We start from the raw sequence: 24,934 nt of genomic DNA, 5'->3' as shown, positions 1-24,934 counted from the left end.
AGACGCCGCGCAACAGGAACATCGCCCGCGACCGGCTCGCCATGGCCTCGAACGTGGCCGCCCGGAGATCGCTGTCGATCACCAGATGGGGTTCGGCCTGACACCGTCGAACGTGACGACCGCCCGGCTGACCGGTACGCAGCAGAACTTCAACACCGCCGCGCCCGCCGGGGGTCCGGCGGTGCTGAAGACGACGGTCACGATCCCGGCCGGTACCAAGGTCGGCAGGTTCGCCACGTTCGACTCGCAGTATCCGGCGGGCACCGACCTCGACCTGTTCGTGTACGCGCCCGGAACCAGCACGCTGCTCGCGGCGAGCGCCGGGGCCACGGCCGAAGAGGTGATCAACGGGGTGCCGGCCGGAACGTACGACGTCTACGTCGTGCAGTTCGCGACGGCCGTGGCCGGTGACACGCAGGACGTGCACCTGCACACCTTCGCGGTACCGGGTTCCGGACCGACCAGCCTCACCGTGACGCCCGCCAGCCAGTCACCCGAGAAGGCGCCGCGGCCCTGTCACACGTGCGAGGTGTCGTTGACCGACCGCACCGACACGGCCCCGTCCGGCCACATGTCCACAGTGGACATTCCGGCCGGGTCGAGGTGGCAACGGTACAGGAACGCGTCCCCCGCGGCGAGGGCCTCGCGCAGGATCAGCTTCAGCGGCGACACGTGGCTCACCACCACGACCACCCCGGACCCGTGGGCCCGCAGGCGCTCCACGGCACGATCCACCCGCACCGCCACCGCGTCGAGCGATTCGCCGCCCGGCGGAGCCACCGCCGTCGATCCCAGCCACGTCTCGAGTTCCGTGGGGTACCGTTCGCGGACGTCGCGGAACGTCAGGCCCTCCCACTCGCCGAAGTCGCACTCGACGAGGTCCTCGTCGACCACGATCGGCGCCCGCTCCGCGAGAGCGATCACCTCGGCGGTTCGCACACACCGTTCCAGCGGCGAGGTCACCACCGCCGCGAGCGGCACGCCCGCCAGCCGCGCCGCCACCGCGCGCGCCTGGGCCAGGCCGCGTTCGGTGAGCGGCACGTCACCGCGTCCCGAGTAGCGCCGTTCGGCCGTCCGCGTGGTTTCGCCGTGCCGCACGAGAAGCAGCCGCAACGGCGTCCCACCGCGGGGTTCCCACGACCGGATCGCCCCGGCGGCGCCGCGCGCGAGCAGCGCGGCGTCCGCCGCCACCTTGCGCGCCGCGATCCGCCCGGCGGAGTCCGGACCGGCGAGCGGTGGTCGCGGAAGGTCACCCTCCGCGTCGTTTTCTTGAGGTGACGCACGTTCCGGCCGCACGATCCCGGCGGCCGAATCCATCGCCCGGTTAGCGAGGGCGTCGGCCCGCGTGTTGCGTTCCCGCGGGATCCACGAGTACGACACCGCGGTGAACCGGCGCGCCAGGTCGGCCGCCTGCGCCGCCAGCGGGCGCAGACCCGCGTTCTTGATCTGCCACCGGCCCGACATCTGCTCGACGACGAGCTTCGAGTCCATGCGGACCTCGACGTGCGTGGCACCCAGCTCGGCGGCGGCCCGCAGGCCCGCGATCAGCCCGCCGTACTCGGCGACGTTGTTCGTCGCCGTGCCGATCGACTCGGACCGCTCGGCCAGCACCTGGCTGTCGGCGGGGTCGAGCACCACCGCGCCGTAGCCGGCCGGCCCCGGGTTGCCGCGCGACCCGCCGTCGGCCTCCACGATCACGCGCAAGGGCTACAGCCCCGATTCCGCGGTACGCACGAGGATGCGCCGGCACTCGTCGCAGCGCACGACCTCGTCCTTGTCGGCGGCGCGGACCCGGGACTTCTCCATGCCGCTGAGCTCGAGCCGGCAGCCCTCGCAGCGGCCGGCCCGCAGCAGGGCCGCGCCCATGCCGGTGTTCTCGCGGATTTGCTCGTACAGCTTCACCAGGTCGGCCGGCAGGTCGGCGACCAGCGGCGCCCGCCCGGAGCGGCGGAACTCCTCGTCCCTGGCGATGCCGGTGAGCAGGTCCTCGCGGCGACGCTCGACCTCGCCCTGCTCGGTGCGTGCCGCGGTGAGCCGGCCGTCGACCTCGGCGAGCACCGCCTCGGCCTCCTCCTTCTTCTCCATCAGCTCCAGCTCGACGTCCTCCAGCTCGCGCTGGCGCCGGCCGAGCGTCTCCAGCTCGTGCTGCAACGCCTCGAGCTGCTTCGCCGGGCCGGTGCCGGCCTTGAGGCGGTCCCTGTTCCGGTCGGCGCGGGTACGCACCTGCTCGACGTCGCGCTCGATGCGGTCGATGTCGCGGTCGAGGTCGTCGACGGCCACCTGGGCGCTGGCCCGCTCGTCGGCGAGGGTCTGCACCTCCTTGCCCAGCCGCTCCAGCTCGGCGTTCTCGGGCAGCGTGCGCCGCTTGTGGGCGAGCTGCCCCAGCGCCGTGTCGAGGGCCTGCAGGTCGAGCAGTCGCCGTTGGGCCTCGGGGTCGGCCTTCACCGGACCTCCTCCTGTGATGGAAAGTGCTCCGACGGGAAATGCATGGTCCACGGGTCGGTGTCGAGGTCGGAGACGACCGTGCGCACCGGCAGCGCCGCCGCCACCTCGGCCGCCACGGCGTCGAGCCAGGGCCGCTCGGTGGCCCAGTGCGCGGCGTCGAGCAGCACCGGGCCGCCGTTCGCCACGTGCTCGCTGGCCGGGTGGTGCCGCAGGTCGGAGGTCAGGTAGGCGTCGGCGCCGGCGGCCACCGCGTCGCCCAGGAACGGGTCACCCGCTCCCCCGCAGACCGCGACCGTCTCGATCACGCGGTCCCGGTCACCCGAGCCCCTGACCCCCCACGCGGTCGGCGGCAGCGCGCGGGCCGCGAACTCGACGAGCGCCGCGCCCGTGAGCTTCTGCGGCAGCGTGCCGATGCGGCCGGTGCCGCGCGCGGGATCGCCCACGGCGGGCCGCAGCGGGCGCGTGTCGCGCAGGCCCAGCCGCGCCGCGAGCGCGTCGGAGACGCCGGGCGCCGCCACGTCGGCGTTCGTGTGCGCGGTGAACAGCCCGATGCCGGCCCGGATCAGCCGGTGCACGATGCGGCCCTTGTACGTGGTGGGCGCGAGCGTCGACACCCCGCGCAGCAGCAGCGGATGGTGCGCGACGATCAGCTGCGCCCCGACCGCGACGGCCTCCTCGACCGTCTCCGGCACGCAGTCGACCACGAACAGCACGGTGTCGACGTCCGCTTCGGGCTCGCCCAGTACGAGGCCCACGCGGTCCCACGACTCCGCCCAGGCCGGCGGGTACCGCTCGTCGAGGGTGGCGACGACGTCGCCGAGGAGTGTCACGGCGGCAAAGTTACCAGTGATCGGCGTTCTCGGACCGCCACGCCCGGTGCTTCACCGCGTCGACGGCGAGCCGCCAGGGGAACTCGTCCACATAGGACTCTCCCGTGCCCGGCGCGAAGGGCGGCAGCTCGCCCTCGCCGAACAGCACCGTGACCCCCCACTCGCGGAGCGATTCGATGCTGCGGGGGAATGCCGGATGCCGCGCCATCGCCTCGTTCGTGAACGGCATCGCCACGATCGGCAGGTTCTTGCCGACCGCCTCGACGATCAGCCCGAGGGCCAACGTGTCCGCGATCCCGGCGGCCCACTTGTTGATCGTGTTGACGGTGGCCGGCGCGACCAGGATCGCGTCGGCACCGGGCAGCACGTCGAGGTCGCCCGGGTACTTGTACCGGTGCCGCACCGGGTGGCCGGTGAGCTCCACGATCCCGGGGACGTCGATCCACTTCAACCCGTCGGGGCTGGTGACGACGCAGACCTCCCAGCCGTCGGCGAGGGCGAGCCGGACCCCGTCGGCCACGCCCCGCGCGGCGGGTGAACCACAAACGATGATGTACAGCACCAGCTTCCGCGTTGGACCCGCGGCAGCCGTCATACTCCCACTCCCATGTGCTCGGCCAGCTCCGCCACCGGGGGTGGAGGTGCGCCCCGGGTCCGGCGCAGGATGTCGCTGAGAACCTCGCGGGCGAGCGGCCGGCACCGGATCTCCGACGGCGCGAGACGATCACCCTCCAGCAGCATCTCACTGGCCTTGGACACCTCGCCCACCAGGGCATATCCGCGGGCCACGTCGAGGTAGTGGTGCGCGCGCCGCTCGGGCATCAGCGCCCCGAACGCCTCGACGTCGAGGTTCTCGTGGACGTCGACCGCGAGCCGCCCCTCGCCCATCTCCACGGCCGTGGCGACCCGGTGCAGCTGCACGTTCGTGGGCCCGAACGAGGTCCAGTAGTGGTTCTGGTCGCCACCGATCTGCACCGCCGCCTCCTCGGCACCGGCGAGCAGGTCACGCACCGTGGCCATGTCGCCGATCCGCGCCGCGGCCATCGAGCCCTGCAGCAGCAGCGCGCCGTAGACGCTCAGCCGCTCGGGCTCGGTGGCCTCGCCGGACTCGCCACCCGACGCGAGCCGGTTCGCGATGTTGACGTTGACCTCGAGCGCCGGCCGGGCGCGGCCCATCGACATGAGCGACAGCGCGACGCGGTAGGTGGCGGTCGCGGCGAGCAGCGGGTCGTCGGCGCGCTGCGCGACGGCGATCCCCCGGTCGCCGGCCAGCCAGGCCAGCTCGTGCTCGCCGAGCTTGCGCAGCGCCGACGACGCGATCTGGTAGACCTCGCCCAGCAGGTGCGCGGCACCGGCCGAGTGGGGGCTGTTCGCGAGCGCGGTGTCGGCGGCCTGCGCCTCGCGCAGCAGCTTCGGCAGCGCGCGGGCCAGCACGCCGTACTTGGCGTGCTGGTAGGTCAGCCAGGCGTGGCCGACGGCCTTCTTCATCTCCGGCAGCGACGGCGGCTCCGGCGGCGCGTGGAAGAAAGCGCTGATCTGGTCGTAGCGTTCGAGCGCGGCACGGATCTCCTCGACCTCGACCTGGTCGATGCAGTTGATGCTGTCGGGCCGGCGCTGCGGATCCTTGCCGAGCAGGAGCTGCACGTCGAGCTGCAGCACGTCGGCGATCTCGTAGACGACCGAGAACTTGTCGAGGCGGCGTACCCCGCGCTCGACCTTGTCGACCCAGCTCTTCGACTTGCCGAGGCGGTCGGCGAAGACCTGCTGGGACATCTTCCGGCGGGTACGCCAGTACGCCACGCGGCGGCCGATGGGCAGCTCGTCCACGGTGGTTACCCCCTGGTTCCTCTGAAGCTCCGGCCAGGTGACGCCGTTGGCGTGACGTCGCACGCGCTGTGCGGGCGGGTTGGGTACCGCGTCCTACGTTTGTTCATGCAAGTTGCAGAAACCTTGATCGGTCAAACGAGTGGTGCCACCGAAGGTGACGCGGCTTTGCAAAAGTCGTCGCGAGAAGGGCTCGCCTCATGTTCCAGCGACTCCGCCTCCAGCGGGCGGCCCGCCGGTACGCCGACCATGACTGGCCGGTGGTACCGGGTGCCCGCCTCAGCGGCGGCCGGTTCGACTGCGACCAGATCGGCTGCCCGACCGTGACCTGCCACCCGGCGGTGCCGGACTGGGAGCGGGAGGCCCTGCTCGACCCGGACCGCATCGCCGACTGGTGGCAGCGGGCCGGCTACGGTGTCCTGCTCGCCACCGGGCACACGTTCGACGTGCTGGAGGTGGCCGGGCCGGTCGGTCGCAGGCTGGCCGGGGAGGTGCGCGGCCCGGTGGCCGTGGCGCCCCCGCACCGGTGGATGTTCCTGATGCGCGGCGGCACCGACCTGCTGCCGCCGCTGACCGGGAACTCGGCCGTGGTGCTGCACCGGGCCGGCTCGTGGATCCCGGCACCGCCCACCCCGCTGCCCACCGGCGCCGTGCGCTGGGTGACCAGTCCGTGCTCGCTCGACTGGGAACCGGCCGATCCGGCGACGGTGCAGCGGACCGCGGCCCGGCTGCTGCGCGCGGCGATGCGCTGGCCGGACCACAAGTCACGGCAGGTGTGGCACGTGAACCGCACCGCACGCCGCGCACCCGCTGAGTGATCATCCCACCACGCATCGCCCCCAACGTAACCGGGACATCTGCGCTGGTCGACCCCCACGCGGGTGCATCCGTTCGTCGATTTGGTCACGCCTGAGTGGCTTGACCGAATCGGGCGACTAGCCGATCGGTGTCCGCGATCCGGTCGGTTCGCCCTCCGGGTTCCGGCTGATCACCGGTGGATCGTCCGACGGGCTGGGCGAGGTGCTGGTCGGCGGCGGGTTCGACGACGTCGGCGGCTGGGTCGGCGGCGTGGTCTGCGTGTTCGGCGGCGGGTTGTTCGGCGGGTTCGTGGTCGGCCGCGCCGTCCGCGTCTGGGTGGGCGTGGTGGTCTCGCTGGCGCTCTCGCTCGCCGATGACGACGACGAGTCGCTCGGCGACAGCGACGGCAGCGACGGCGTGTCGATCACGGACGTCGGCGGCTCCCGGCTCGCGTCCTGGCCGGTCGGCAGCGACGTGCCGTCGCCGCACGCGGGCGGCGGCCCACCGGCCGGCAGGCCGGCGCCGTTCAGCGTCGCGGCGCCGGTGGACACCTTCGCCGCGTTCGACTCGACGGCCAGCTCCACCGCCCCGCTGGTGACCAGCGGACCGGCCTGGGTCTGCACAGTCATCGCCAGCGGGCGGAAGGCGCCCGTCGCGCTCGACGTGTCGGCGAGCATCCGCCCGGTGTTGATCGTCATCGCCGCCGTCGGCGAGATCGGGTGCCCGGAGCTCAGCAGGTCGCCGAGCGTCACGGCGGTGTCGGCGCACAGCACGCTCACCCCGCCGCCGCGGAACACCAGCCGCACCACGGAGTCCTTCCCGGTGGCGATGCGGGCGCCGGCCCCGAGATACCGGTCGGCACCGTTGTCGAGCCGGATCTCCTCGCCGTCGACGGTCACCAGGGCGCTGCCGCTGGTGACCGTGAGCATCGCCCGGTCGGCCGGCATCTCGGCCCACGCCGGCGCCGGCCAGAAGTTGGTGCCGGTGAGCAGCAGGCCGAGCAGCAGGAAGACCAGGACCAGCCACCACATGCGCCGTTCGAACCGGCCGTCGACGTCAGGATCCAGGTCGGCCGGCGGCGGGCCGGGCGGCACGGCGAGCGGCGGGTAGGCGCCGGTGCCGTGCACGCCGGCGATCGGCGGCACCCGGCCGGCGTTGTTGCCACTGACCGGCGCGTCGGAGCCGGGCAGCGGGGTGAGCGTTGCCAGCCGCGGCAGCAGCCACACCCGGGCCGGGGTGCGGGCGACGGCGGCCTCGCCGGGCTCCTCGTTCCCGAACGGGCCGAGGACGTTGCCCCGCCGGACCTCCTCGCCGTCGAAGCGCGTGAGGGCGCCGGACGCGACGACGACCGCGTCACCCGGGCCGTCGAGCACCACGGCGTCGCCGGGCGGCACCTGCACCGGCTGGGCGCGGGCGGTGAGGCCGAGGTAGGCCTCGGCCGACAGCGTCGAGAACTGCGGGGACTCGTCGAGCAGGTCCTCCAGCTCGGCCAGCTCGGCCGGCGGCGGGGCGGGCAGCTCGCCGACCGCGTCGATCAGCGTCGTGGCGGGGATCGCCAGCAGCGTGGCGCCGATCGCGTACCAGTTCAGGCTCGACGGGTTGCCGGTGATCACGTTGGCGAACCCGACCACGCCGCCGGTGCCGACCCGCTGGCGGATGATGCCGCCCGGGTCACCCGGCCGGCGCGCCTCGGCGACTCCGGCCGCCACCACGTAGACCTGCGGCATCGACGCGCCGCGGTCGATCAGCGGGCGGCCGTCGACCGGACGCACCCAGGTGGCGTTGTAGGCGAGGTCGGCGAGCGCGTCGGCGGCGAGCGCACCGAGAGCCGACGAGCGGAGAACGTCGAGCCGGTGCGGGAAGTCCTTGTTGTGGTTGGCCTCGGCGGTCTTGCGCCGCCACGACCGGTAGAGCCGCAGCACCCGGCCGGCGAGCAGGTAGAAGACCGGTGCCGTGAGGACCACGACGATGATCAGGAGCAGCAGCTTGCCGCCGATGCCGGCATGCCACAGCCCGGTACCGGCGCCGGCGATCCGGTCGACGTACAGCCGCCAGAACAGGTTCACCGCGATGAGCAGCCAGACCATCGACAGCATCCCGTAGAGGGCGATGATGCGCCCTTCCCGGTCGAGCTGGCCGAACGCCGGTGGCCTGCGGCGGAGCCGGGCGCCGACCCAGGCCAGCGCGCGGGCGCGCAGGTTCGGCACCTCCAGCCAGTCCATCAGCAGGTAGTAGCCGTCGAGCGCGAGGAACGGGTTCAGGTTGAACAGCGTGTGCAGGTACCACGCGAACGCGAGCTTGAACGCCAGCGGCGCGAGCGGCGGGATCGCGAGCCCGACCAGCGACATGAGGCCGGCCAGCACGAGCCCGGTCGCCGGACCCGCCGCGGTGGTGATGATCCGCTGCCGGCGGCCGGCCATCCAGACGTCGGTGGTGTCGACGAACACCGACGGGATGCCGAAGTAGATGAGGAACCCGGCGGCCGGCACCCGCCTGCCGGCGTGCTTGACCGCGAGCGCGTGCCCGAGCTCGTGGAACGCCAGCGCCACCACGTTGAGCAGCACCAGGACGACCGCGCCGAGCAGGTACGAGTCGCCGACGAGGAACAGCGAGTTGTCGGCCCGGAACCACAGCACGACGAACGCGCCGAGCCCGGCGAGCCCGAGCACGCCGAGGATCGCGGCGCACACGCGCGTGAACGCCAACCGCCCGCCGGCGACGTACAGCGCGTTGACCAGCGGGTCGATGCCGGCGAGCACCACCCGCCGCCCCTGGGCGAACGCGAGCGCGGTTTTGGCGATCTTCAGCGCCGGCGGCACCTGGCGGACCTGCTCGAGCGGCCGGAACGCGTCGACCGGCAGCTCCTCGAGCATGCGGTTGCCGGCGAGGTCGGCGACGACGCGGGTGACCTGCTCCGGCGCCAGCCGGCCGGTGATGCGGGCGAACTCGCCCACCAGCCGGGCCACGGAGAGCTCGCCGTCCATCAGCTCGGCGAGCTTCCACTCCTCCGGCGTGAGCCGCACGTAGCAGGGGGTGCGGGTGTCGGGCGAGCGCAGCATGACGTAGGTGGCGCCGCGCGCGCTGACCAGCTCGGCGACCTCCAGGCCGTCGCGCAGGCGCGGCGTGGCGCGGGCCGGGTTGAGGCGGTCGCTGACGGCGTGCCACAGCCCCGGGTCGGCCGGACCGACCGGGCTGCCGGGCGCGCGACCCGCCAACACCTCCCATACGCTGGGGTTGGCGTCGACGACCGTCACTCTTGGCCTCCCTTACTCACTGCCGGTCGGCAGCCTAGAGCGCGTGGTCGAGTCCGCGCTACCTGCGCTGCTGTGAGCTATCCGATCGACTACCGTGCGTGGCCACTTGCACTCCGACCACCGTTGTAATAGAAATGGTTACGATGGCGGGCAACAGCAGGTTGACGATCGCGGCGCACGCGCTGGCATGGCTCGCGCTCGCCCACCGCCGCGGGCGTGAGGTGCTGACCTCCGAGGAGGTCGCGGCGAGCATCAACACCAACCCGGTGATCGTCCGGCGCAGCCTGGGCGACCTGCAGCGGGCCGGCCTGGCGGTCGCGCGGCGCGGCACCGGCGCCGGGTGGCGCCTGTCGCGGCCGCCCGGGGAGATCACGCTGCTGGACGTGTACGCGGCGGTGTCACCGGAGCCGCTGGTCGCCCTGCACCACACCGAGCCGAACCTGCTCTGCCCCGTCGGCAACGGCATCCGGCCGGCGCTGACCGAGGTCTACGACGAGGCGACCGACGCGTTCCGCGCGGCGCTGGCCCGGCGCACCGTCGCCGGCCTGCTGGAGAGGATCATGAATGATCGTTGAGCTGCGGCAGTACCTCCTGCACCCCGGCCGGCGCGACGTGCTGATCGACCTGTTCGACCGCGAGTTCGTCGAGTCGCAGGAGGACCTGGGGATGGCCGTGCTCGGCCAGTTCCGCGACCTCGACCGCCCCGACCATTTCGTGTGGCTGCGCGGCTTCGCCGACATGCCGGCGCGCCGGGCCGGGCTGGAGGCCTTCTACGGCGGTCCCGTCTGGAAGGAACACGCGGCGGCGGCCAACGCCACCATGATCGACTCAGACGACGTGCTCCTGCTGCGGTCGGACCCGCTTCCGCTCGGTCCGCGCACCGGGTCCCGGTCGCCCTACGATCTTCTGGTCTTCTACCGCGACCGCCCGTGGCCGGCGGACCTCGCCCTCGACGGCGCCCTCGCCACGCTGCACACCGAGTACGCGGTGAACGACTTCCCCGCGCTGCCGGTGCGCGCCGGCGAGCACGCGCTGGTGGCGCTGACACGCTCCGGCTGTGCGGTGCCCGACCTGGACGGCCTGACCCGCACCGACCACCTCAGGCTGATGCCGACGGAGCGCTCGGCCCTGCGCTGAGGTCGCGGAGCAGCCCGTCGATGACGGCGTGCGTGCCGAGCGCCTGCCGGCGGGCGATGGCGTAGAGGTCCGCGACCCGCTCGTACAGGCCGGCCGCGCGCGCGATGTCGACCCGCTCGACCAGCCGATCGCGCGCGTCCCGGATGGTGAGCACGTACGGATCCCGCCCGTCCCGGTCCCGACTGAACAGGACGACGGCGCCGGACCGGGTGCCGTAGGTGAACGCGTCGTCGCGGTCCTCGGCGAGCTCCCACCGGACGTGGCCGGCCCGGGTGAGCCCGTACAACCGGTCGACCAGGTGGGCGAGCCGCTCGTCCTCGGGCATCGGGGCACCTCCACTGCTCGGTTGGACGCCAGTGTCCCGGCCTACTTCAACCCCACGCCCCTTCCACCGCGATCTTGGACACTTGTGCATCGAAATCGATGTAGAAGTGTCCAAGATCTGCTGGGGGTGGGAGTTCGGCCGTGTGGGCGGCCGCTCGTCGGCTGAGGGCGGGGGTCGCGGGGTCGTCGGATCGGGTCCGGCACAATGGGGGCGATGGAATCCGAGGTCATCACCGTGCGTACCGGGTCTTCGCCGGTGGTGCGCGACATCACCGGCGAGGCCGCCTCCTTCGTTTCCGGGAAGGGCGACGGGCTGCTGCACGTGTTCGTGCCGCACGCCACCGCCGGCATCGCCATCATCGAGACCGGCGCGGGCAGCGACGACGACCTGCTCACCGCGCTCGACGACGTGCTGCCGACCGACGACCGGTGGCGGCACCGGCACGGATCGCCCGGCCACGGCCGCGACCACGTGATGCCGGCGTTCGTGGCGCCGTACGCCACGCTGCCCGTGCTCGGCGGGCGGATCGCGCTCGGGACGTGGCAGTCGATCTGCCTCGTCGACCCGAACGGAGACAATCCGACGCGTCAGATCCGCCTGTCGTTTCTCGCGGGGTGACACTATCCGGCAGCATGTGAAGGCGTGATCGAACGACGCGTCGCCGTGGTGCTCCTGGTCGACCCGCAGGGCCGGATCCTGATGCAGCACCGGGACTCCAAAGCCAGGGTCGCCGCCAACCAGTGGGCGTTCCCGGGCGGGGCCATCGAGCCCGGCGAGGAGCCGATCGAGGCCGCCCACCGCGAACTGCTCGAGGAGACCGGCCTCACCGTGGCCGAGCTGACCCCGTACGGCGTGCACCACCGGCCGTCGGTGCTCAACGCCGACAACACCGTGGAGATCCACGCCTACTACGGGGCCACCGACGCCACCCAGGACGACGTGGTGCTCGGCGAAGGCCAGGCGATGGTGTTCCTCACCCCGGAGGAGGCCGTCGAGCGCGACCTCGGGGTGACCGCTGTGCTCCTACTGCCGACGTTTCTCGCCTCCGACGAGTACTCGGCGCTGCGAAACCGATACTGACCGTGCGTCAGGCTGGCAGCGGGCCGCCTCTTTCGGACATGCTGTCACGCGTGACGACACCGCAGGACCTCGACGAGCGGTTCCACGCCGAGCTGGCCCCCCTGACCCCACCCGAGTCGCCGACGGACCCCGACGAGCCGGTGCGCGCCGGGTCCGGCCTCACCGGAGCGCTCGCCCGCGACCTGTTCCGCGCGCAGCTCACCAGCCGTCACCTCGACCTGGCCGCCCGCTGGCTGCGCAGCTTCGACGAGGGCTTCTACACGATCGGCTCGGCCGGCCACGAGGGCAACGCGGCGGTCGCGGCGGCGCTGAACCCCGGCGACCCGGCGCTGCTGCACTACCGGTCGGGCGCGTTCTACTGCACCCGCGCCGGCCAGGTGCCCGGCACCGACCCCATGCGCGACGTGCTGCGCGGGCTGGTCGCGTCGGCCAACGAGCCCATCGCCGGCGGGCGGCACAAGGTGTTCGGCAGCGCCGACCTGCGGATCATCCCCACCACCTCCACGGTCGGCTCCCACCTGCCGCGCGCCGTAGGACTGGCGTACGCGATCCGCGCCCACGCCCGTCTCATAAACTCCGACGGCGGCGCGGAAGCGGCCGACGGCGGTGACGACCGCGAGCGCCGCGCCTCCGACTACGCCCCCGACGCCATCGTGGTGGCCTCCTTCGGCGACGCCACCGTCAACCACGCCACCGCCACCGCGGCGCTCAACACCGCCGGCTGGTTCGACCACCGCGGCGAGAAGCTGCCGCTGCTGCTGGTGTGCGAGGACAACGGCCTGGGGATCAGCGTCGCGTCGCCGGAGGGGTGGGTGCCGGCCGTGCTGCAGTCGCGGCCCGGGCTGACGTACTTCGAGGCCGACGGCTGCGACCTCGCCGCCGCCTACGACGCCGCCGCCGAGGCCGCCGCGTTCGTCCGCACCGAGCGGCGCCCGGCCGTGCTGCGGCTGACGATGGTGCGGCTCATGGGCCACGCCGGCGCCGACGCCGAGGTGGCCTACCGCACCCCCGCGCAGATCGCCGCCGACCTCGGCCGCGACCCGCTGGTCGCGTCGGCGAAGCTGCTCGTCGCCGCCGGTGTCGCGACGCCCGACGAGCTGCGCGCCCAGTACGACCAGGTCGGCTGGGAGGTCCGCCGCATCGCCGAGGAGGTGCTCGCCGAGCCCAAGCTGGCCAGCGCCGCCGAGATCACCGCGCCGCTGGCGCCCCGGCGGCCCGTACGCGTGGCGCGCGCGATCGGCGCGTCCGCCGCGGTGCTGGAAGGCGCGGGCGAGGAGCGGGCCCGCGGCAGTGTCGGAAAGCTGCCAGAACAGGCCGGCGGGCTCACGCTCGCGCAGACGATCAACTCCGTCCTCGCGGACGCGCTCATCTCCGTCGAGGGCGCCGTCGTCTTCGGCGAGGACGTCGCGGTCAAGGGCGGCGTCTACGGGGTCACGAAAGGGCTACGGGACCGGTTCGGGGCGGCGCGCGTGTTCGACACGCTGCTCGACGAGACGTCGATCATCGGGCTGGGCCTCGGAGCCGGGCTCGGCGGCATGGTGCCGGTGCCGGAGGTCCAGTACCTGGCCTACCTGCACAACGCGCTCGACCAGCTGCGCGGCGAGGCCGCGACCATGCAGTTCTTCTCCGTCGGCGCGTTCCGCAACCCGCTGGTGCTGCGCATCGCCGGGCTCGGCTACCAGCAGGGGTTCGGCGGGCACTTCCACAACGACAACGCGCTCGCCGCGCTCCGCGACATCCCCGGGCTGGTCGTCGCCGTGCCGGCCCGCGCCGAGGACGCCGGCCCGATGCTGCGCACCTGCCTCGCCGCCGCCCAGGTCGACGGCAGCGTGTGCGTGTTCCTGGAGCCGATCGCGCTCTACCACACCAAGGACCTCTACGAGGACGGCGACGGGCTGTGGCTCGGCGAGTACGACCCGCCGGCCGAGTGGACCACCCGGCACGTCCCGATCGGGCGGGCCCGGGTCTACCCGGGCCCCGCCGGCTCCTCCGACGACGTCACGATCATCACCTTCGGCAACGGGGTGCGGCTCTCGCTGCGGGCGGCCGCCCGGCTGGCCGACGAGGGCATCGGCTGCCGCGTGCTCGACCTGCGCTGGATCGGCCCGCTGCCGGTCGCGGACATCATCCGCGAGTCCGCCGCCACCGGCCGGGTCCTCGTCGTCGACGAGACCCGCCGCTCCGGCGGCGTGGGCGAAGGCGTGCTGGCGGCCCTGGTCGACGCCGGGTACGTCGGGGTGGCGCGCCGGATCGCCGCGGTCGACTCGTTCATCCCGCTCGGACCGGCCGCCAGGCACGTCCTGGTGTCGGAGGAGCAGATTCTGCAGGGCGTCCGGTCGCTGCTGGCGCGGTAATGTCCGCCGTGTGGATTGCGCCGGGCGGCCGTACTGTGTGGACTGGCCGTCAGCAGGCGCGGTGTACGTGGATACTGCTGGGAAGAACTGTTCGAGATTAGGAGGCAAGACACGGTGAACGCGACCGCGGGCCAGGCCGAGGGACGAAGCCTGGCGGACCGGTTCGGGATTGAGCCGGGCATGGTCGTTATGGAGATGGGCTACGACGACGACGTAGACGAGGATCTCCGCGACGCCCTGATCGACCGCTGCGGGGAGCTGGTCGACGAGGACACCGACGAGGTGGTCGACACGGTGCTGCTCTGGTGGCGCGACGGCGACGGCGACCTGGTCGACACGCTCGTCGACGCCCTGGGCCCGCTGGCCGACAGCGGTGTCGTGTGGCTGCTGACCCCGAAGTCGGGCCGGCCCGGCCACGTCGAGCCGAGCGAGGTCAACGAGTCGGCACCCACGGCCGGGCTGCAGCAGACGTCCACCATCAACGCCGGCAAGGACTGGACCGGTGCCCGGCTGGTGGCCCGGCGGGCGGCCTCCTCCCGGCGGTGATCGACTCTCTGGCACCGGACTTCTCGCTGCGCGACCAGAACAACCAGGAAGTCGCCCTGTCGGGCTTCCGTGGCTCTCCCGTGCTGCTGGTCTTCTACCCGTTCGCCTTCACCGGCATCTGCCAGGGCGAGCTGACGTGGGTGCGCGACAACCTGCCCCCGGCCGCGGAGGTCCTGGCCATCAGCGTCGACTCGGTGTTCGCGCACAAGGTCTGGGCCGACCGGGAAGGCTACGAGTTCCCGCTGCTGGCCGACTTCTGGCCGCACGGCGAGGTGGCCCGCAGCTACGGCGTCTTCAACGAGAAGATCGGCGCGGCCAACCGGGGCACCTTCCTCGTCGACCGGGACGGGATCATCCGGTACGCACAGATGAACGGGCCCGGCGAGCCACGAGACGACAACGTGTGGCGGGAGGCCCTCAGCTTCGCGTGATCTTGGGCTCCGGGGACGCCCGGAGTCCAAGATCGACCGCCCCGGGTACCATGGCCGGACTTGGGCGCGTAGCTCAGCGGAAGAGCACCCGCCTTACAAGCGGGGGGTCGCAAGTTCGAACCTTGCCGCGCCCACCATCCCCACGGCCCGCAGCGCCTACGCCTTGCCGGCCGCCCACGGCGGCCCGGACCCCGGCGGGCACCTCCTGGCGGATGCCGTACCCATCCAGCGGGAGTGGGGCGCACCGGACGTCGACCCCGGGCCAGAGCTTGCGGAAGGTGCCATAGCCGCGGCGCTGCCGAAGTGGCGCCGGCGAGCACCGGCAGCGGGTACATCCCCTGGTGAACAGGCTCGGCGGCGACGCCGGAGGCGGAAGGTAGTGCGGACCGCGTCGGCGATGGTGGTGCCGCCACCCCGGCACCACCATCGCCCTCCGGGCGCGGGCTCCCACCACCCCCTGGGTGGGAGCCCGGCCCCCGCTATCCCCCGCCACCTCCGCCGCAGCCGCCACCGCCACCGCAGCTGCTTCCGCCACCGCCGCAGCTGCTTCCGCCGCTGCTTCCCCCGCTGTCGCCGCCCGAGCTGCTTCCCGAGCCGCAACTGCCCCCGCTCGAACCGCAGCCACCCCCGCTCGCACCGCCGGCCCCCGCGGCCGACCAGCCGGCCCGCCGGCCCCGAGCCCGGCGGGCCGGACCGCGCCGAGCCCGGTTCCGGCTGTTCGCCATGGCGACGAACGACAGGAAGAGAACGAACACCACCGCTACTACGCCGATCCCGACGATGATTTCCATACGGAAACGCTAGGGAGTTCGCGGGCGTTGATGTGACGCCCGCCACGAACGCTTAAGCAAACTTGAGGCCGGTGAAATCGACGTGAGGTGATCAGTCACCGCCGCCTCCGCCACCGCCGCACGAGCCGGAGTCATGGGAGCCGGAGGAGTCGCCGCCGTCCCAGTCGGACTCGCGGCGTAGGCGCCGGCGGTAGGACGGGTCGCGGCGGTAGATCGGTGCGCCGGCCGAGCCGGGCCGGCGGCGGCCGCCACCGCCGCGACGGGTCATGAACGCGATGAAGATCACCAGGGTCAGGCAGAGGAGCCCTCCCACGATGCCACCGGGGTCGAGATTCATGAATTGACGCTAGGTAGTTGGCCCGCGACCGGCCCGGGCGCGGCGGGGAGCTTGGTCGAAACTTGAGCCCGGTGAGTTCCGTGTGAAGCTCCCGTTACCGGCCGGTATCACGACTGGGGTGGGTTCGAGGTGACGCCGCCACCCCGCACGGGGCAGGATGGGGTGAACACGACAGGAAACGCCATCTCGAGAAGGAACGCCTGTGGCCAGCGAACGCAAGCGCCCGGTGATCAGCGACGGCCTACCCAGCCAGCTGCCTGACATAGACCCGGAAGAAACCAACGAATGGGTCGAGTCGCTCGACGGTGTGATCGACTCCGCGGGCTCGAAGCGCGCCCGGTACATCATGCTGCGCCTGCTCGAGCGGGCCCGGGAGCGCCAGGTCGGCGTCCCGCCGCTCACCACGACCGACTACATCAACACGATCCCGCCGGAGCGGGAGCCGTGGTTCCCCGGCGACGAGCACATCGAGCGCCGCATCCGCGCCTACATCCGGTGGAACGCGGCGATGCTGGTGCACCGCGCGCAGCGCCCCGAGATCGGCGTCGGCGGTCACATCTCGACGTACGCCAGCGCCGCCAGCCTGTACGAGGTCGGCTACAACCACTTCTTCCGCGGCCGCAACCACCCCGGTGGCGGAGACCACATCTTCTTCCAGGGCCACGCCTCCCCCGGCATGTACGCCCGGGCGTACATGGAAGGCCGCCTGAGCGAGAAGCAGCTCGACGGGTTCCGGCAGGAGCTGTCACACCCCGACGGCGGCCTGCCCAGCTACCCGCACCCGCGGCTGATGCCCGACTTCTGGGAGTTCCCGACGGTCTCCATGGGCCTCGGCGGCATCAACGCGATCCAGCAGGCCCGGTTCAACCGCTACCTGCACCACCGCGGCATCAAGGACACCAGCGACCAGCAGGTGTGGGCGTTCCTCGGCGACGGCGAGATGGACGAGCCGGAGACGCTGGGCGCGATCGGCATCGCCGCCCGCGAGGAGCTCGACAACCTCACGTTCGTCATCAACTGCAACCTGCAGCGGCTCGACGGACCGGTACGCGGCAACGGCAAGGTGATCCAGGAGCTGGAGGCGTTCTTCCGGGGCGCCGGCTGGAACGTCATCAAGGTGGTCTGGGGCCGGGAGTGGGACCAGCTGCTCGCCGCCGACACCGACGGCGCGCTGGTCAACCTGATGAACGTGACGCCCGACGGCGACTACCAGACGTACAAGGCCGAGTCCGGCGCGTACGTCCGCGAGCACTTCTTCGGCCGCGACCCGCGCACCCGCAAGATGGTCGAGGGCCTGAGCGACGACGAGATCTGGAACCTCAAGCGCGGCGGCCACGACTACCGCAAGGTGTACGCGGCCTACCGGGCGGCGGTCGAGCACACCGGCCAGCCCACGGTGATCCTGGCCAAGACCATCAAGGGCTGGACGCTCGGCTCGCACTTCGAGGGCCGCAACGCCACCCACCAGATGAAGAAGCTCACGCCGGCCGACCTCAAGGAGTTCCGCGACCGGCTGTACCTCGAGATCCCCGACAAGGCGCTCGAGGACAACCCCTACCTGCCGCCGTATTACCACCCCGGCCGGAACAGCGCCGAGATGGAGTACCTGCACGAGCGCCGCCGCCAGCTCGGCGGGTTCGTGCCGGGACGCAGCACCACGGTCGTCCCGTTGAACCTGCCGCCGACCGACGCCTACAAGGACCTCAAGAAGGGCTCGGGCAAGCAGAAGGTCGCGAGCACCATGGCGATCGTGCGGCTCATCAAGGACCTCATGAAGAACAAGGAGACCGGCGCGCGTTGGGTGCCGATCATCCCCGACGAGGCCCGCACGTTCGGCATGGACGCCATGTTCCCGACGTCGAAGATCTACTCGCCGCACGGGCAGAACTACACGCCCGTCGACCGGGAGCTGTTCCTGTCGTACAAGGAGTCGACGAAGGGCCAGATCCTGCACGAGGGCATCAACGAGGTCGGCTCGGTGGCGAGCTTCACGGCCGCCGGCACCAGCTACGCCACCCACGGCGAGCCGATGATCCCCGTCTACATCTTCTACTCGATGTTCGGGTTCCAGCGCACCGCCGACGGGCTGTGGGCCGCGGCCGACCAGATGGCCCGGGGCTTCCTCCTCGGCGCCACGGCCGGGCGCACCACGCTCAACGGCGAGGGGCTGCAGCACGAGGACGGGCATTCGCTGCTGATCGCGGCGACCAACCCGGCCGTCGTGGCGTACGACCCGGCGTTCGCGTTCGAGATCGCGTACATCGTGGAGGACGCGCTCAAGCGCATGTACGGCGAGAAGCCGGAGAACATCTTCTACTACCTCACGATCTACAACGAGCCGATCCACCAGCCGGCGCAGCCGGACGACCTCGACGTCGACGGGCTGCTCAAGGGCCTGTACAAGTACTCGCCGGCCACCAACGAGGGTCCGCGCCTGACGCTCCTGGCCTCCGGCACCGGCATGCAGTGGGCGCTCAAGGCGCAGAAGCTGCTCGCCGAGGAGTGGGACGTCGCGGCCGACGTCTGGTCGGCCACCTCCTGGACGGAGCTGCGCCGCGACGCGGTGCAGACCGAGGAGTGGAACCTCATGCACCCCGACCGGGAGGCGCGCCTGCCGTACGTCACGAAGGCGCTGTCGGAGTCGGCCGGGCCGGTCGTCGCGGTCAGCGACTTCATGCGGGCCGTGCCGGACCTCATCTCCCGCTGGGTACCCGGGCCGTACACGAGCCTCGGCACCGACGGGTTCGGCATGAGCGACACCCGGCACGCGCTGCGGCGGCACTTCCACGTCGACGCCGAGACGATCGTGGTCGCGGCGCTGCGTCAGCTGGCCCGCAACGGCGACGTGCGCGCGAGCGCGCCGGCCGAGGCGGCCAAGAAGTACGCGATCGACGACGTGAGCGCGGCTCCGGTCGGCGAAACCGGCGGAGACACGTGAGCGACCTGCCGTTACCGGTGTTCCCACCGGGCTTCACCTGGGGCGTCTCCACCGCCTCGTACCAGATCGAGGGTGCCGTGGCCGAGGGCGGTCGCGGCACCTCCGTCTGGGACACGTTCGCGCACACGCCGGGTCGCACGAAGGACGGCGACACCGGCGACGTCGCCTGCGACCACTACCACCGGTATCCGGAAGACGTGCGGCTCATGGCCGACCTCGGCGTGGGCGCGTACCGGTTCTCGGTCGCGTGGCCGCGCGTCCAGCCGACCGGCGGGGGCAAGGCCAACGCCGACGGCCTGGACTTCTACGACCGGCTCGTCGACGCGCTGGCAGCACGAGGGATCAGCCCGCTGGTCACGCTGTTCCACTGGGACCTGCCGCAGCCGCTGGAGGACGCCGGCGGCTGGCTGAACCGCGACACCGCCGCCCGGTTCGCCGAGTACGCCGACCTCGTCGCCGAGCGGCTGAAAGACCGCGTCGGGCTGTGGATCACCCTCAACGAGCCGGTGATCGTCACCTCGCTCGGGTACGTGCTCGGGGTCCACGCGCCGGGACGCGCGGGTGCGGAGAACGCGCTCCCCTCGGTCCACCATCAGTTGCTCGCGCACGGCCTGGCCACCGCCGCGATCCGCCGGCACTCGGCGGCGCCCGTGGCGATCGCGAACAACTACACGCCGGCGTGGGCGGTGGGCCCCGACGGGCGGCCGGAGAGCGCGACCGACGACGACCGCGCCGCCGCCCAGCTCTACGACCTGTTCCACAACCGGCTGTTCACCGACCCGCTGCTCGATGGCCGCTACCCCGACGGCGTCGAGGCGTTCGGGCCCGCCGACGGCCTCGTGCTCGACGGCGACCTCGAGGTGATCTCGCAGCCGCTCGACGCGCTCGGCGTGAACTACTACAACCCCACGGCCGTGCGGACCCCCACCGGGGACCTGCCGTTCGACATCGCCAGGCTCGAAGGCTACGAGCGGACCGGGTTCGACTGGCCGGTCGTTCCCGGCGGACTGAGAGAGACGCTGGTCGATCTCCTGCACCAGCGTTACGCGGGGCTGCCGCCGGTCTGGATCACCGAGAGCGGCTGCGCGTACCCGCGCGCGACCGACGACCCCGAGCGGATCGCCTACCTCGACTCGCACGTCCGCGCGGTGCACGAGGCGATCGCGGCCGGGGTCGACGTGCGCGGCTACTGCGTCTGGTCGCTCCTGGACAACTTCGAATGGGCGGAGGGCTACAGCCAGCGGTTCGGCCTGGTCGACGTCGACTTCGACACGCTGGAACGCACGCCGCGCGCGTCGTTCCACTGGTACCGGGACCTGATCCGCTGAGCGTGCGACGCCTGGTCGGCTGGGCGCGGCGGGTCGGCGGCAACGCCGCGTGCGGGCCGGTCGCCGTGCTCTCCGGCCGCACCGAGGAGCTCGTGGTGGGAGCCGGGTCGCTGGTGGTCAAGCAGCACCCGCAACCCGTGCCGCGCGCCACGCTGCTGCTCGCCGACCGGCGCCGGGACATCTTCGTGCCGCCGCTCGCCGCGTCGGAGGTGGGCGGGTGGCCGGTGACGCTGTGGCCGCGCGGGGTGCCGGTCCGCGAGGCCGACCTGCACGGTCCCGGCCCGTGGGCGGCCGCCGGCGGCCTGCTCGCGACGCTGCACCGCACGCCGGCGCCGCCCGGCACCCCGCCGTGCGGAGCGCCGGCGCGCGTCGAGCGCGCGCTCGATCGGTTGGCCGCCGGGCCACCCGGCTTCCGGTCGAAGATCATATGTGACGCGCTGGGCACGGTCCGGGTACCGCACGCGCGACCGACGACCCTCGTGCACGGCGACTTCCACCTGGGCCAGGTGGTCTCCCTCGGCGGCGCCCGGCGGCTGATCGACCTCGACACCGTCGGCCTCGGCGACCCGGCCTGGGACCTGGCCCGGATGGCCGCCTGGTACCTGGCCGGGGTCGTCCCCGCCGAGGCCTGGACGGTGTTCCTCACCGCGTACGGCGCCGCCGGCGGGCCGGCCGTCGTGCCCGGCGCCGACCCGTGGCCGGTCCTCGACCAATACGCCCGGACGCTGGCGGCGCAGACCGCCGCGCTGGCCGTCGTCAATCAGGATCTCGACACGGCCGAGACGTTCGTGGCGGCCTGTCGGCGCATGCTCACCATGGCCGGGGACCGCTAAGCTGCCTCCCGTGAACCAGTTCATGCAGTGCCCCAAGTGCCGGGGCACCATGCGCACCTACAACCGCAGCGGCGTACAGATCGAGCAGTGCGACCACTGCCGCGGCATCTTCCTCGACTACGGCGAGCTCGAGGCGCTCACCCGCCTGGAGTCGCAGTGGGGCGGCGGCGCGGTGCCGCCGGCGCCACCGGCCGCGCACGGCCAGCCCGGCTGGGGTGCTCCGGCGTACGGCCATGGGCACGGGCACGGTCACCGCAGCTTCGGCCGGGTGCTCTTCTCCTCGTAACAGCTCTCCTCGTAAACCGCTTCCGAGGCTCCGATAGGCTGGCAGGGTGACTGTTCGCGTACGGTTCGCCCCGTCCCCGACCGGAATGTTCCACGTCGGCGGTGCCCGCTCGGCGCTGCACAACTGGCTGTTCGCCAAGCAGCAGGGCGGTGTCTTCGTGCTGCGGATCGAAGACACCGACGCGGCCCGCAACCGTCCCGAGTGGACGGAGGGGATCCTCGCCGCGCTCGACTGGATCGGCATCGAGCGCGGCGGCTACGAGGGTCCGCTGTTCCAGTCGCACAACGCCGAGCAGCACCGGGCGGCGGCCGAGAAGCTGCACGCCGCCGGTAGGGCGTACTACTGCGACTGCACCCGCGAAGCGGTGCAGGAGCGCACGGGGTCCCAGCATCAGGGCTACGACGGGTTCTGCCGCGAGCGCGGCCTCGGCCCCGGCCCCGGTCGGGCGCTGCGCTTCCGCACGCCCGATACCGGAAACACGGTGGTCAAGGACCTGGTGCGCGGCGAGCCGACGTTCGAGAACGCCAAGCTCGAAGACTTCGTGATCGCCCGCGGCGACGGGTCACCCGTGTTCCTGCTGGCCAACGTCGTCGACGACACGATCCAGGGCATCACGCACGTCATCCGGGCCGAGGAGCACCTGCCCAACACGCCCAAGCAGCAGCTGCTGTGGGAGGCGCTCGGCCACGAGCCGCCCATCTGGGCGCACGTGCCGGTGGTGGTCAACGAGCAGCGGAAGAAGCTGTCGAAGCGGCGCGACAAGGTCGCCCTGGAGCAGTACCGCGACGAGGGCTACCTCGCCGCCACGATGAAGAACTACCTCATGCTGCTCGGCTGGGCGCCCTCGGGTGACCGCGAGATCGTGCCGTGGAGCGTCATCGAGGAAGAGTTCCGCATCGAAGACGTGAACCCGTCGCCGGCGTTCTTCGACCAGAAGAAGCTGCGGGCCTTCAACGGCGAGTACATCCGGGCGCTCAGCGAGGCCGAGTTCATCGCGGTCTGCCAGCCGTGGCTCACCGGCACGCCGACGATCCCCGCACCGCCGTGGGAGAAGGGCGACTTCGACCCGGGCGTGTTCGCCGCCGTGGCGCCGCTGGCGCAGACGCGCATCGGCATCCTCAGCGAGATCGTGCCCAACGTCGACTTCCTGTTCCTCGCGGAGCCGGCGATCGACGAGGCCGCCTGGGCGAAGGCGATGAAGGACGGCGCGGCCGACCTCCTGAACGCCACCATCGGGGCCTACCGGCAGACGCCGTGGAACGCCGAGGCCCTGAAGGCCGCCCTGGAGGCGGTCGGCGCCGAGCGCGGGCTCAAGCTGGGCAAGGCGCAGGCGCCGGTGCGCGTGGCCGTCACCGGCCGGTCGGTGGGCCTGCCGCTGTTCGAGTCGCTCGAGGTGCTCGGCCGCGAGCGCACGCTGGCCCGCCTGGAGGCGGCCGCCGCGAAGCTGTAGGTCGGAAAATGTGGGGACCGGTGACAACCGGTCCCCTTTTCCATGTGCACCTATCACCATGAGCGACGAGCAGGCCGAGTTCGCGGCGTACTTCCGCGCCCGCCGTGACGTGGTGCGCCGCACGGCCTACCTGCTCTGCGGAGACTGGCACTTCGCGGAGGATCTCGCGCAGCTGGCGTTCCTGCGGCTGGCGTCGGCGTGGCGCAAGGTCCGCGACCACGGTGCGCTCGACGCGTACGTCCACACCATCCTGATCCGCACCTACGTCGCCGAGAACCGGCGCTGGTTCCGCCGCCGGGAGCGTCTGACCGGCGACTTCGGTGCCGCCTCCGCCGGCGCGGTAGGCCTCGACACCGACCACGACGTGAGCGAGCGGATGGCGATGGTGGAGGCGTTGCGACGGCTGCCGCCCCGCCAGCGGGCCGTGGTGGTCGCCCGGTACTACGCCGACCTCGACGTGTCGGCCACCGCCGACGCGCTGCGGTGCTCGACCGGCACCGTCAAGAGCCAGACGTCGCGGGCCCTGCGGGCGCTCAAGGACCACGTCACCATCGACGAGGAGGTGCCCGATGCGGCTCCACGACCTGCTTGACCACGTCGCGACCGCCGACGAGCCGCCGGGCCGCCCGGTCGACGGCGCCGACCTCTACGCCACGGCCATGAGGCGCCGCCGGGTCACGATGGGCGCCCGGGCCGCCGGTGCGGCCGTTCTCGGGGTCGCGCTGATCGGGTCGGTCCTGGTCGCGGTGACGCCCGACGACCGGCGCGACGCGACGACGACGCCCGGCGCCAGCCACAGCACGTCACCGGGCGTCGAGCCCAGCGTTCCCGCGCAGAGCGCGGAGGCGACGCCGGCAGGAATGCCGCCCGGGCCGTGGCCCGTCGGCTCCGTCGGCGGCCACGGGCAGCACCTGTACGCGTTCACCGGACCGGTCTGCGCGTGCGTCAACCACCTGTGGGGCTCCAACGACGGCGGGAAGACCTGGACGTTCCGCCAGACCGACGTCATCGGTGGCGACGACATCTTCGTGTCGCCGTCGGGCACGGTGATGAGCGCCGGCCTCGACCCCGGGAAGGGCCCGAGCATCAGCGTCGACGGCGGCCGCACCTCGACGCCCGCGAAGGAGGTCACGGACATCGAGGGCGCGCCGGACGACCAGGTGACGTACTGCGACCGCCGCCGCGGTGACGGGCCGCAGAACAGCCCGGCCGCGTACACGTGCGAGGTGGTGGCCGTGGACCTGCGGGCCGGCGGGTACGGACCGCTGCGCAATCAGCCCGACCTCGAGCCGAACCTGTTGCGGACCGGCGACAACGTGCTGTGGGTGGCCGGCAGCGTGCGCACCGGCGACCGCCGCGTGATGGCGGTGACCCGCAGCACCGACGGCGGGCGCACCTGGCAGCGGCAGGAGTTCGCCGAGACCGGGTTCGCCGAGCCCGGCGGCACGGTCGGCGTCTACCCCGAGCTCCTGATCGGCAGAGACGGCACCGTCGTCGCGGACTTCGTCTACGACACCCCGGCCGGGCAGCGGCGCTACATCGCCCGCACCACCGGCGGTGCCTGGCAGCGCCTGACCGGGCTGGACGAGCTCGACGCCAACCCGCTCAGCGGCCGGCTCACCAGGTACTCCTACGTCGACGCCGACGGCACCCACGTCGTGAGCGCCGCGGGTCCGAAGGGCTGGGACCTCGTGTTCCGGGCCGCCCGCCGCGGCGAGACCGTGTACCGCCCGATCGCCCGTCCGGCCGGTCTGCCGACCGTCACCGGGGAGCCGTGGTCGTACGTGACCTACCTGCCCGGCAACGGCTACGCCCTGTTCAGCGCGGGCGTGGGGCTGTGGCTGTCCCCCGACGCCAGGACCTGGCGGCAGGTGAAGCTCGGCGGCTAGTGTCCTGAGTCGCAGGTTCGCGCGCAGTCATGGATTGGGCAAAGCCGGCATTTAACCC

At 72.4% G+C, this 24,934-nt stretch carries 24 protein-coding genes and 1 tRNA gene; 16 read left to right on the top strand and 9 right to left on the bottom strand.

Annotated features, from left to right (window positions below; all coding sequences use genetic code 11):
* Positions 1 to 78: 78 nt before the first annotated feature.
* The 6 genes from Voc01_RS16165 to Voc01_RS16140 all read right to left on the bottom strand — a co-directional run bounded on the left by Voc01_RS16165 (position 79) and on the right by Voc01_RS16140 (position 5,102).
* On the bottom strand, positions 79 to 330 hold the full coding sequence (locus tag Voc01_RS16165; protein WP_203928250.1) for a hypothetical protein: 252 nt from the start codon (positions 328 to 330) through the stop codon (positions 79 to 81).
* A gap of 186 nt (positions 331 to 516) precedes the next feature.
* Positions 517 to 1,698: a bifunctional RNase H/acid phosphatase gene (locus Voc01_RS16160; RefSeq protein ID WP_203928249.1), complete on the bottom strand. Its 1,182-nt coding sequence runs from the start codon at positions 1,696 to 1,698 to the stop codon at positions 517 to 519.
* Between the two features lie 9 nt (positions 1,699 to 1,707).
* Positions 1,708 to 2,445 (bottom strand): zinc ribbon domain-containing protein, encoded by a 738-nt coding sequence (locus Voc01_RS16155; protein WP_203928248.1) that lies wholly within the window; start codon positions 2,443 to 2,445, stop codon positions 1,708 to 1,710.
* Positions 2,442 to 3,275, bottom strand: a complete 834-nt coding sequence (locus Voc01_RS16150) for a Nif3-like dinuclear metal center hexameric protein (protein ID WP_203928247.1) — start codon at positions 3,273 to 3,275, stop codon at positions 2,442 to 2,444. Before Voc01_RS16150 ends, Voc01_RS16155 begins: the two co-directional genes overlap by 4 nt.
* Before the next feature lie 10 nt (positions 3,276 to 3,285).
* Positions 3,286 to 3,870, bottom strand: coding sequence for a flavoprotein (locus Voc01_RS16145; protein ID WP_203928246.1), 585 nt, complete (start codon positions 3,868 to 3,870; stop codon positions 3,286 to 3,288).
* On the bottom strand, positions 3,867 to 5,102 hold the full coding sequence (locus Voc01_RS16140) for a helix-turn-helix domain-containing protein (RefSeq protein ID WP_203928245.1): 1,236 nt from the start codon (positions 5,100 to 5,102) through the stop codon (positions 3,867 to 3,869). The genes Voc01_RS16145 and Voc01_RS16140 overlap by 4 nt, the downstream gene beginning before the upstream one ends.
* A 197-nt stretch (positions 5,103 to 5,299) precedes the next feature.
* Between Voc01_RS16140 and Voc01_RS16135 the strand changes: the two genes are divergently transcribed.
* Positions 5,300 to 5,917, top strand: coding sequence for a bifunctional DNA primase/polymerase (locus Voc01_RS16135; protein ID WP_203928244.1), 618 nt, complete (start codon positions 5,300 to 5,302; stop codon positions 5,915 to 5,917).
* A gap of 117 nt (positions 5,918 to 6,034) precedes the next feature.
* On the opposite strand, the gene Voc01_RS16130 is transcribed toward Voc01_RS16135, so the two are convergent.
* A complete protein-coding gene (locus Voc01_RS16130; protein ID WP_203928243.1) occupies positions 6,035 to 9,151 on the bottom strand; it encodes a cyclic nucleotide-binding protein in 3,117 nt (1,038 codons plus the stop codon).
* Positions 9,152 to 9,294: 143 nt separating this feature from the next.
* Here Voc01_RS16130 and Voc01_RS16125 point away from each other — a divergent pair, with 143 nt between their 5' ends.
* Positions 9,295 to 9,726, top strand: coding sequence for an Rrf2 family transcriptional regulator (locus tag Voc01_RS16125; protein WP_203928242.1), 432 nt, complete (start codon positions 9,295 to 9,297; stop codon positions 9,724 to 9,726).
* Positions 9,716 to 10,288, top strand: coding sequence for an NIPSNAP family protein (locus Voc01_RS16120; protein ID WP_203928241.1), 573 nt, complete (start codon positions 9,716 to 9,718; stop codon positions 10,286 to 10,288). The genes Voc01_RS16125 and Voc01_RS16120 overlap by 11 nt, the downstream gene beginning before the upstream one ends.
* Here the strand turns inward: Voc01_RS16120 and Voc01_RS16115 are convergent.
* Positions 10,251 to 10,613: a hypothetical protein gene (locus tag Voc01_RS16115; protein ID WP_203928240.1), complete on the bottom strand. Its 363-nt coding sequence runs from the start codon at positions 10,611 to 10,613 to the stop codon at positions 10,251 to 10,253. The genes Voc01_RS16120 and Voc01_RS16115 overlap by 38 nt on opposite strands.
* Positions 10,614 to 10,826: 213 nt before the next feature.
* Here Voc01_RS16115 and Voc01_RS16110 point away from each other — a divergent pair, with 213 nt between their 5' ends.
* The 6 genes from Voc01_RS16110 (at position 10,827) to Voc01_RS16085 (ending at position 15,161) form a co-directional block, all read left to right on the top strand.
* Entirely contained in the window at positions 10,827 to 11,231 is a 405-nt protein-coding gene (locus Voc01_RS16110; RefSeq protein ID WP_203928239.1) for a YjbQ family protein, read from the top strand.
* 24 nt (positions 11,232 to 11,255) lie between these two features.
* Complete coding sequence (locus Voc01_RS16105; RefSeq protein ID WP_203928238.1) at positions 11,256 to 11,693, top strand: NUDIX hydrolase; 438 nt, start codon at positions 11,256 to 11,258, stop codon at positions 11,691 to 11,693.
* A gap of 38 nt (positions 11,694 to 11,731) precedes the next feature.
* Entirely contained in the window at positions 11,732 to 14,047 is a 2,316-nt protein-coding gene (locus Voc01_RS16100) for a thiamine pyrophosphate-dependent enzyme (protein ID WP_203928237.1), read from the top strand.
* 114 nt (positions 14,048 to 14,161) lie between these two features.
* Positions 14,162 to 14,593, top strand: coding sequence for a DUF3052 domain-containing protein (locus tag Voc01_RS16095; protein WP_203928236.1), 432 nt, complete (start codon positions 14,162 to 14,164; stop codon positions 14,591 to 14,593).
* On the top strand, positions 14,590 to 15,024 hold the full coding sequence (locus Voc01_RS16090; protein ID WP_203928235.1) for a peroxiredoxin: 435 nt from the start codon (positions 14,590 to 14,592) through the stop codon (positions 15,022 to 15,024). The genes Voc01_RS16095 and Voc01_RS16090 overlap by 4 nt, the downstream gene beginning before the upstream one ends.
* A gap of 62 nt (positions 15,025 to 15,086) precedes the next feature.
* Positions 15,087 to 15,161 (top strand) — tRNA-Val (locus Voc01_RS16085).
* Between the two features lie 745 nt (positions 15,162 to 15,906).
* Here Voc01_RS16085 and Voc01_RS16080 read toward each other — a convergent pair.
* The gene (locus Voc01_RS16080) at positions 15,907 to 16,152 is read right to left on the bottom strand and encodes a hypothetical protein (RefSeq protein WP_203928234.1); all 246 of its coding nucleotides are present in this window, start codon (positions 16,150 to 16,152) and stop codon (positions 15,907 to 15,909) included.
* Between the two features lie 202 nt (positions 16,153 to 16,354).
* Between Voc01_RS16080 and aceE the strand changes: the two genes are divergently transcribed.
* From aceE to Voc01_RS16045, 7 genes are read left to right on the top strand one after another with little or no spacing between them, the layout of a single operon-like run.
* Positions 16,355 to 19,090: a pyruvate dehydrogenase (acetyl-transferring), homodimeric type gene (gene aceE / locus Voc01_RS16075; protein ID WP_203928233.1), complete on the top strand. Its 2,736-nt coding sequence runs from the start codon at positions 16,355 to 16,357 to the stop codon at positions 19,088 to 19,090.
* The gene (locus tag Voc01_RS16070) at positions 19,087 to 20,418 is read left to right on the top strand and encodes a GH1 family beta-glucosidase (RefSeq protein ID WP_203928232.1); all 1,332 of its coding nucleotides are present in this window, start codon (positions 19,087 to 19,089) and stop codon (positions 20,416 to 20,418) included. Before aceE ends, Voc01_RS16070 begins: the two co-directional genes overlap by 4 nt.
* A gap of 2 nt (positions 20,419 to 20,420) precedes the next feature.
* The gene (locus tag Voc01_RS16065) at positions 20,421 to 21,251 is read left to right on the top strand and encodes a phosphotransferase family protein (protein ID WP_203928231.1); all 831 of its coding nucleotides are present in this window, start codon (positions 20,421 to 20,423) and stop codon (positions 21,249 to 21,251) included.
* Positions 21,252 to 21,273: 22 nt separating this feature from the next.
* Positions 21,274 to 21,537: a TFIIB-type zinc ribbon-containing protein gene (locus Voc01_RS16060; RefSeq protein ID WP_203928326.1), complete on the top strand. Its 264-nt coding sequence runs from the start codon at positions 21,274 to 21,276 to the stop codon at positions 21,535 to 21,537.
* A 46-nt stretch (positions 21,538 to 21,583) separates the two neighbouring features.
* The gene (gene gltX / locus Voc01_RS16055) at positions 21,584 to 22,987 is read left to right on the top strand and encodes a glutamate--tRNA ligase (protein ID WP_203928230.1); all 1,404 of its coding nucleotides are present in this window, start codon (positions 21,584 to 21,586) and stop codon (positions 22,985 to 22,987) included.
* A 58-nt stretch (positions 22,988 to 23,045) separates the two neighbouring features.
* Positions 23,046 to 23,579 carry a SigE family RNA polymerase sigma factor gene (locus Voc01_RS16050; RefSeq protein WP_239160234.1) on the top strand — a complete coding sequence of 178 codons (534 nt, stop codon included), beginning with the start codon at positions 23,046 to 23,048 and terminating at the stop codon, positions 23,577 to 23,579.
* Positions 23,557 to 24,876, top strand: a complete 1,320-nt coding sequence (locus Voc01_RS16045; RefSeq protein WP_203928229.1) for a hypothetical protein — start codon at positions 23,557 to 23,559, stop codon at positions 24,874 to 24,876. The genes Voc01_RS16050 and Voc01_RS16045 overlap by 23 nt, the downstream gene beginning before the upstream one ends.
* The last annotated feature ends 58 nt before the right edge of the window (positions 24,877 to 24,934 follow it).

This window comes from Virgisporangium ochraceum (genome assembly GCF_016863655.1).
GTDB lineage: Bacteria > Actinomycetota > Actinomycetes > Mycobacteriales > Micromonosporaceae > Virgisporangium > Virgisporangium ochraceum.
The sequence above is the reverse complement of the archived record's forward strand: the minus strand, read 5'-3'. Positions and strand labels throughout refer to the sequence as shown.

Excerpts from the sequence above, each read along its gene's own strand:
- Voc01_RS16145 (WP_203928246.1), bottom strand. The coding sequence starts at position 3,870 with ATGACGGCTGCCGCGGGTCCAACGCGGAAGCTGGTGCTGTACATCATC.
- Voc01_RS16135 (WP_203928244.1), top strand. The coding sequence starts at position 5,300 with ATGTTCCAGCGACTCCGCCTCCAGCGGGCGGCCCGCCGGTACGCCGAC.
- Voc01_RS16125 (WP_203928242.1), top strand. The coding sequence starts at position 9,295 with ATGGCGGGCAACAGCAGGTTGACGATCGCGGCGCACGCGCTGGCATGG.
- Voc01_RS16120 (WP_203928241.1), top strand. The coding sequence starts at position 9,716 with ATGATCGTTGAGCTGCGGCAGTACCTCCTGCACCCCGGCCGGCGCGAC.
- Voc01_RS16115 (WP_203928240.1), bottom strand. The coding sequence starts at position 10,613 with ATGCCCGAGGACGAGCGGCTCGCCCACCTGGTCGACCGGTTGTACGGG.
- Voc01_RS16110 (WP_203928239.1), top strand. The coding sequence starts at position 10,827 with ATGGAATCCGAGGTCATCACCGTGCGTACCGGGTCTTCGCCGGTGGTG.
- Voc01_RS16100 (WP_203928237.1), top strand. The coding sequence starts at position 11,732 with ATGCTGTCACGCGTGACGACACCGCAGGACCTCGACGAGCGGTTCCAC.
- Voc01_RS16080 (WP_203928234.1), bottom strand. The coding sequence starts at position 16,152 with ATGAATCTCGACCCCGGTGGCATCGTGGGAGGGCTCCTCTGCCTGACC.
- Voc01_RS16060 (WP_203928326.1), top strand. The coding sequence starts at position 21,274 with ATGCAGTGCCCCAAGTGCCGGGGCACCATGCGCACCTACAACCGCAGC.
- Voc01_RS16050 (WP_239160234.1), top strand. The coding sequence starts at position 23,046 with ATGAGCGACGAGCAGGCCGAGTTCGCGGCGTACTTCCGCGCCCGCCGT.
- Voc01_RS16045 (WP_203928229.1), top strand. The coding sequence starts at position 23,557 with ATGCGGCTCCACGACCTGCTTGACCACGTCGCGACCGCCGACGAGCCG.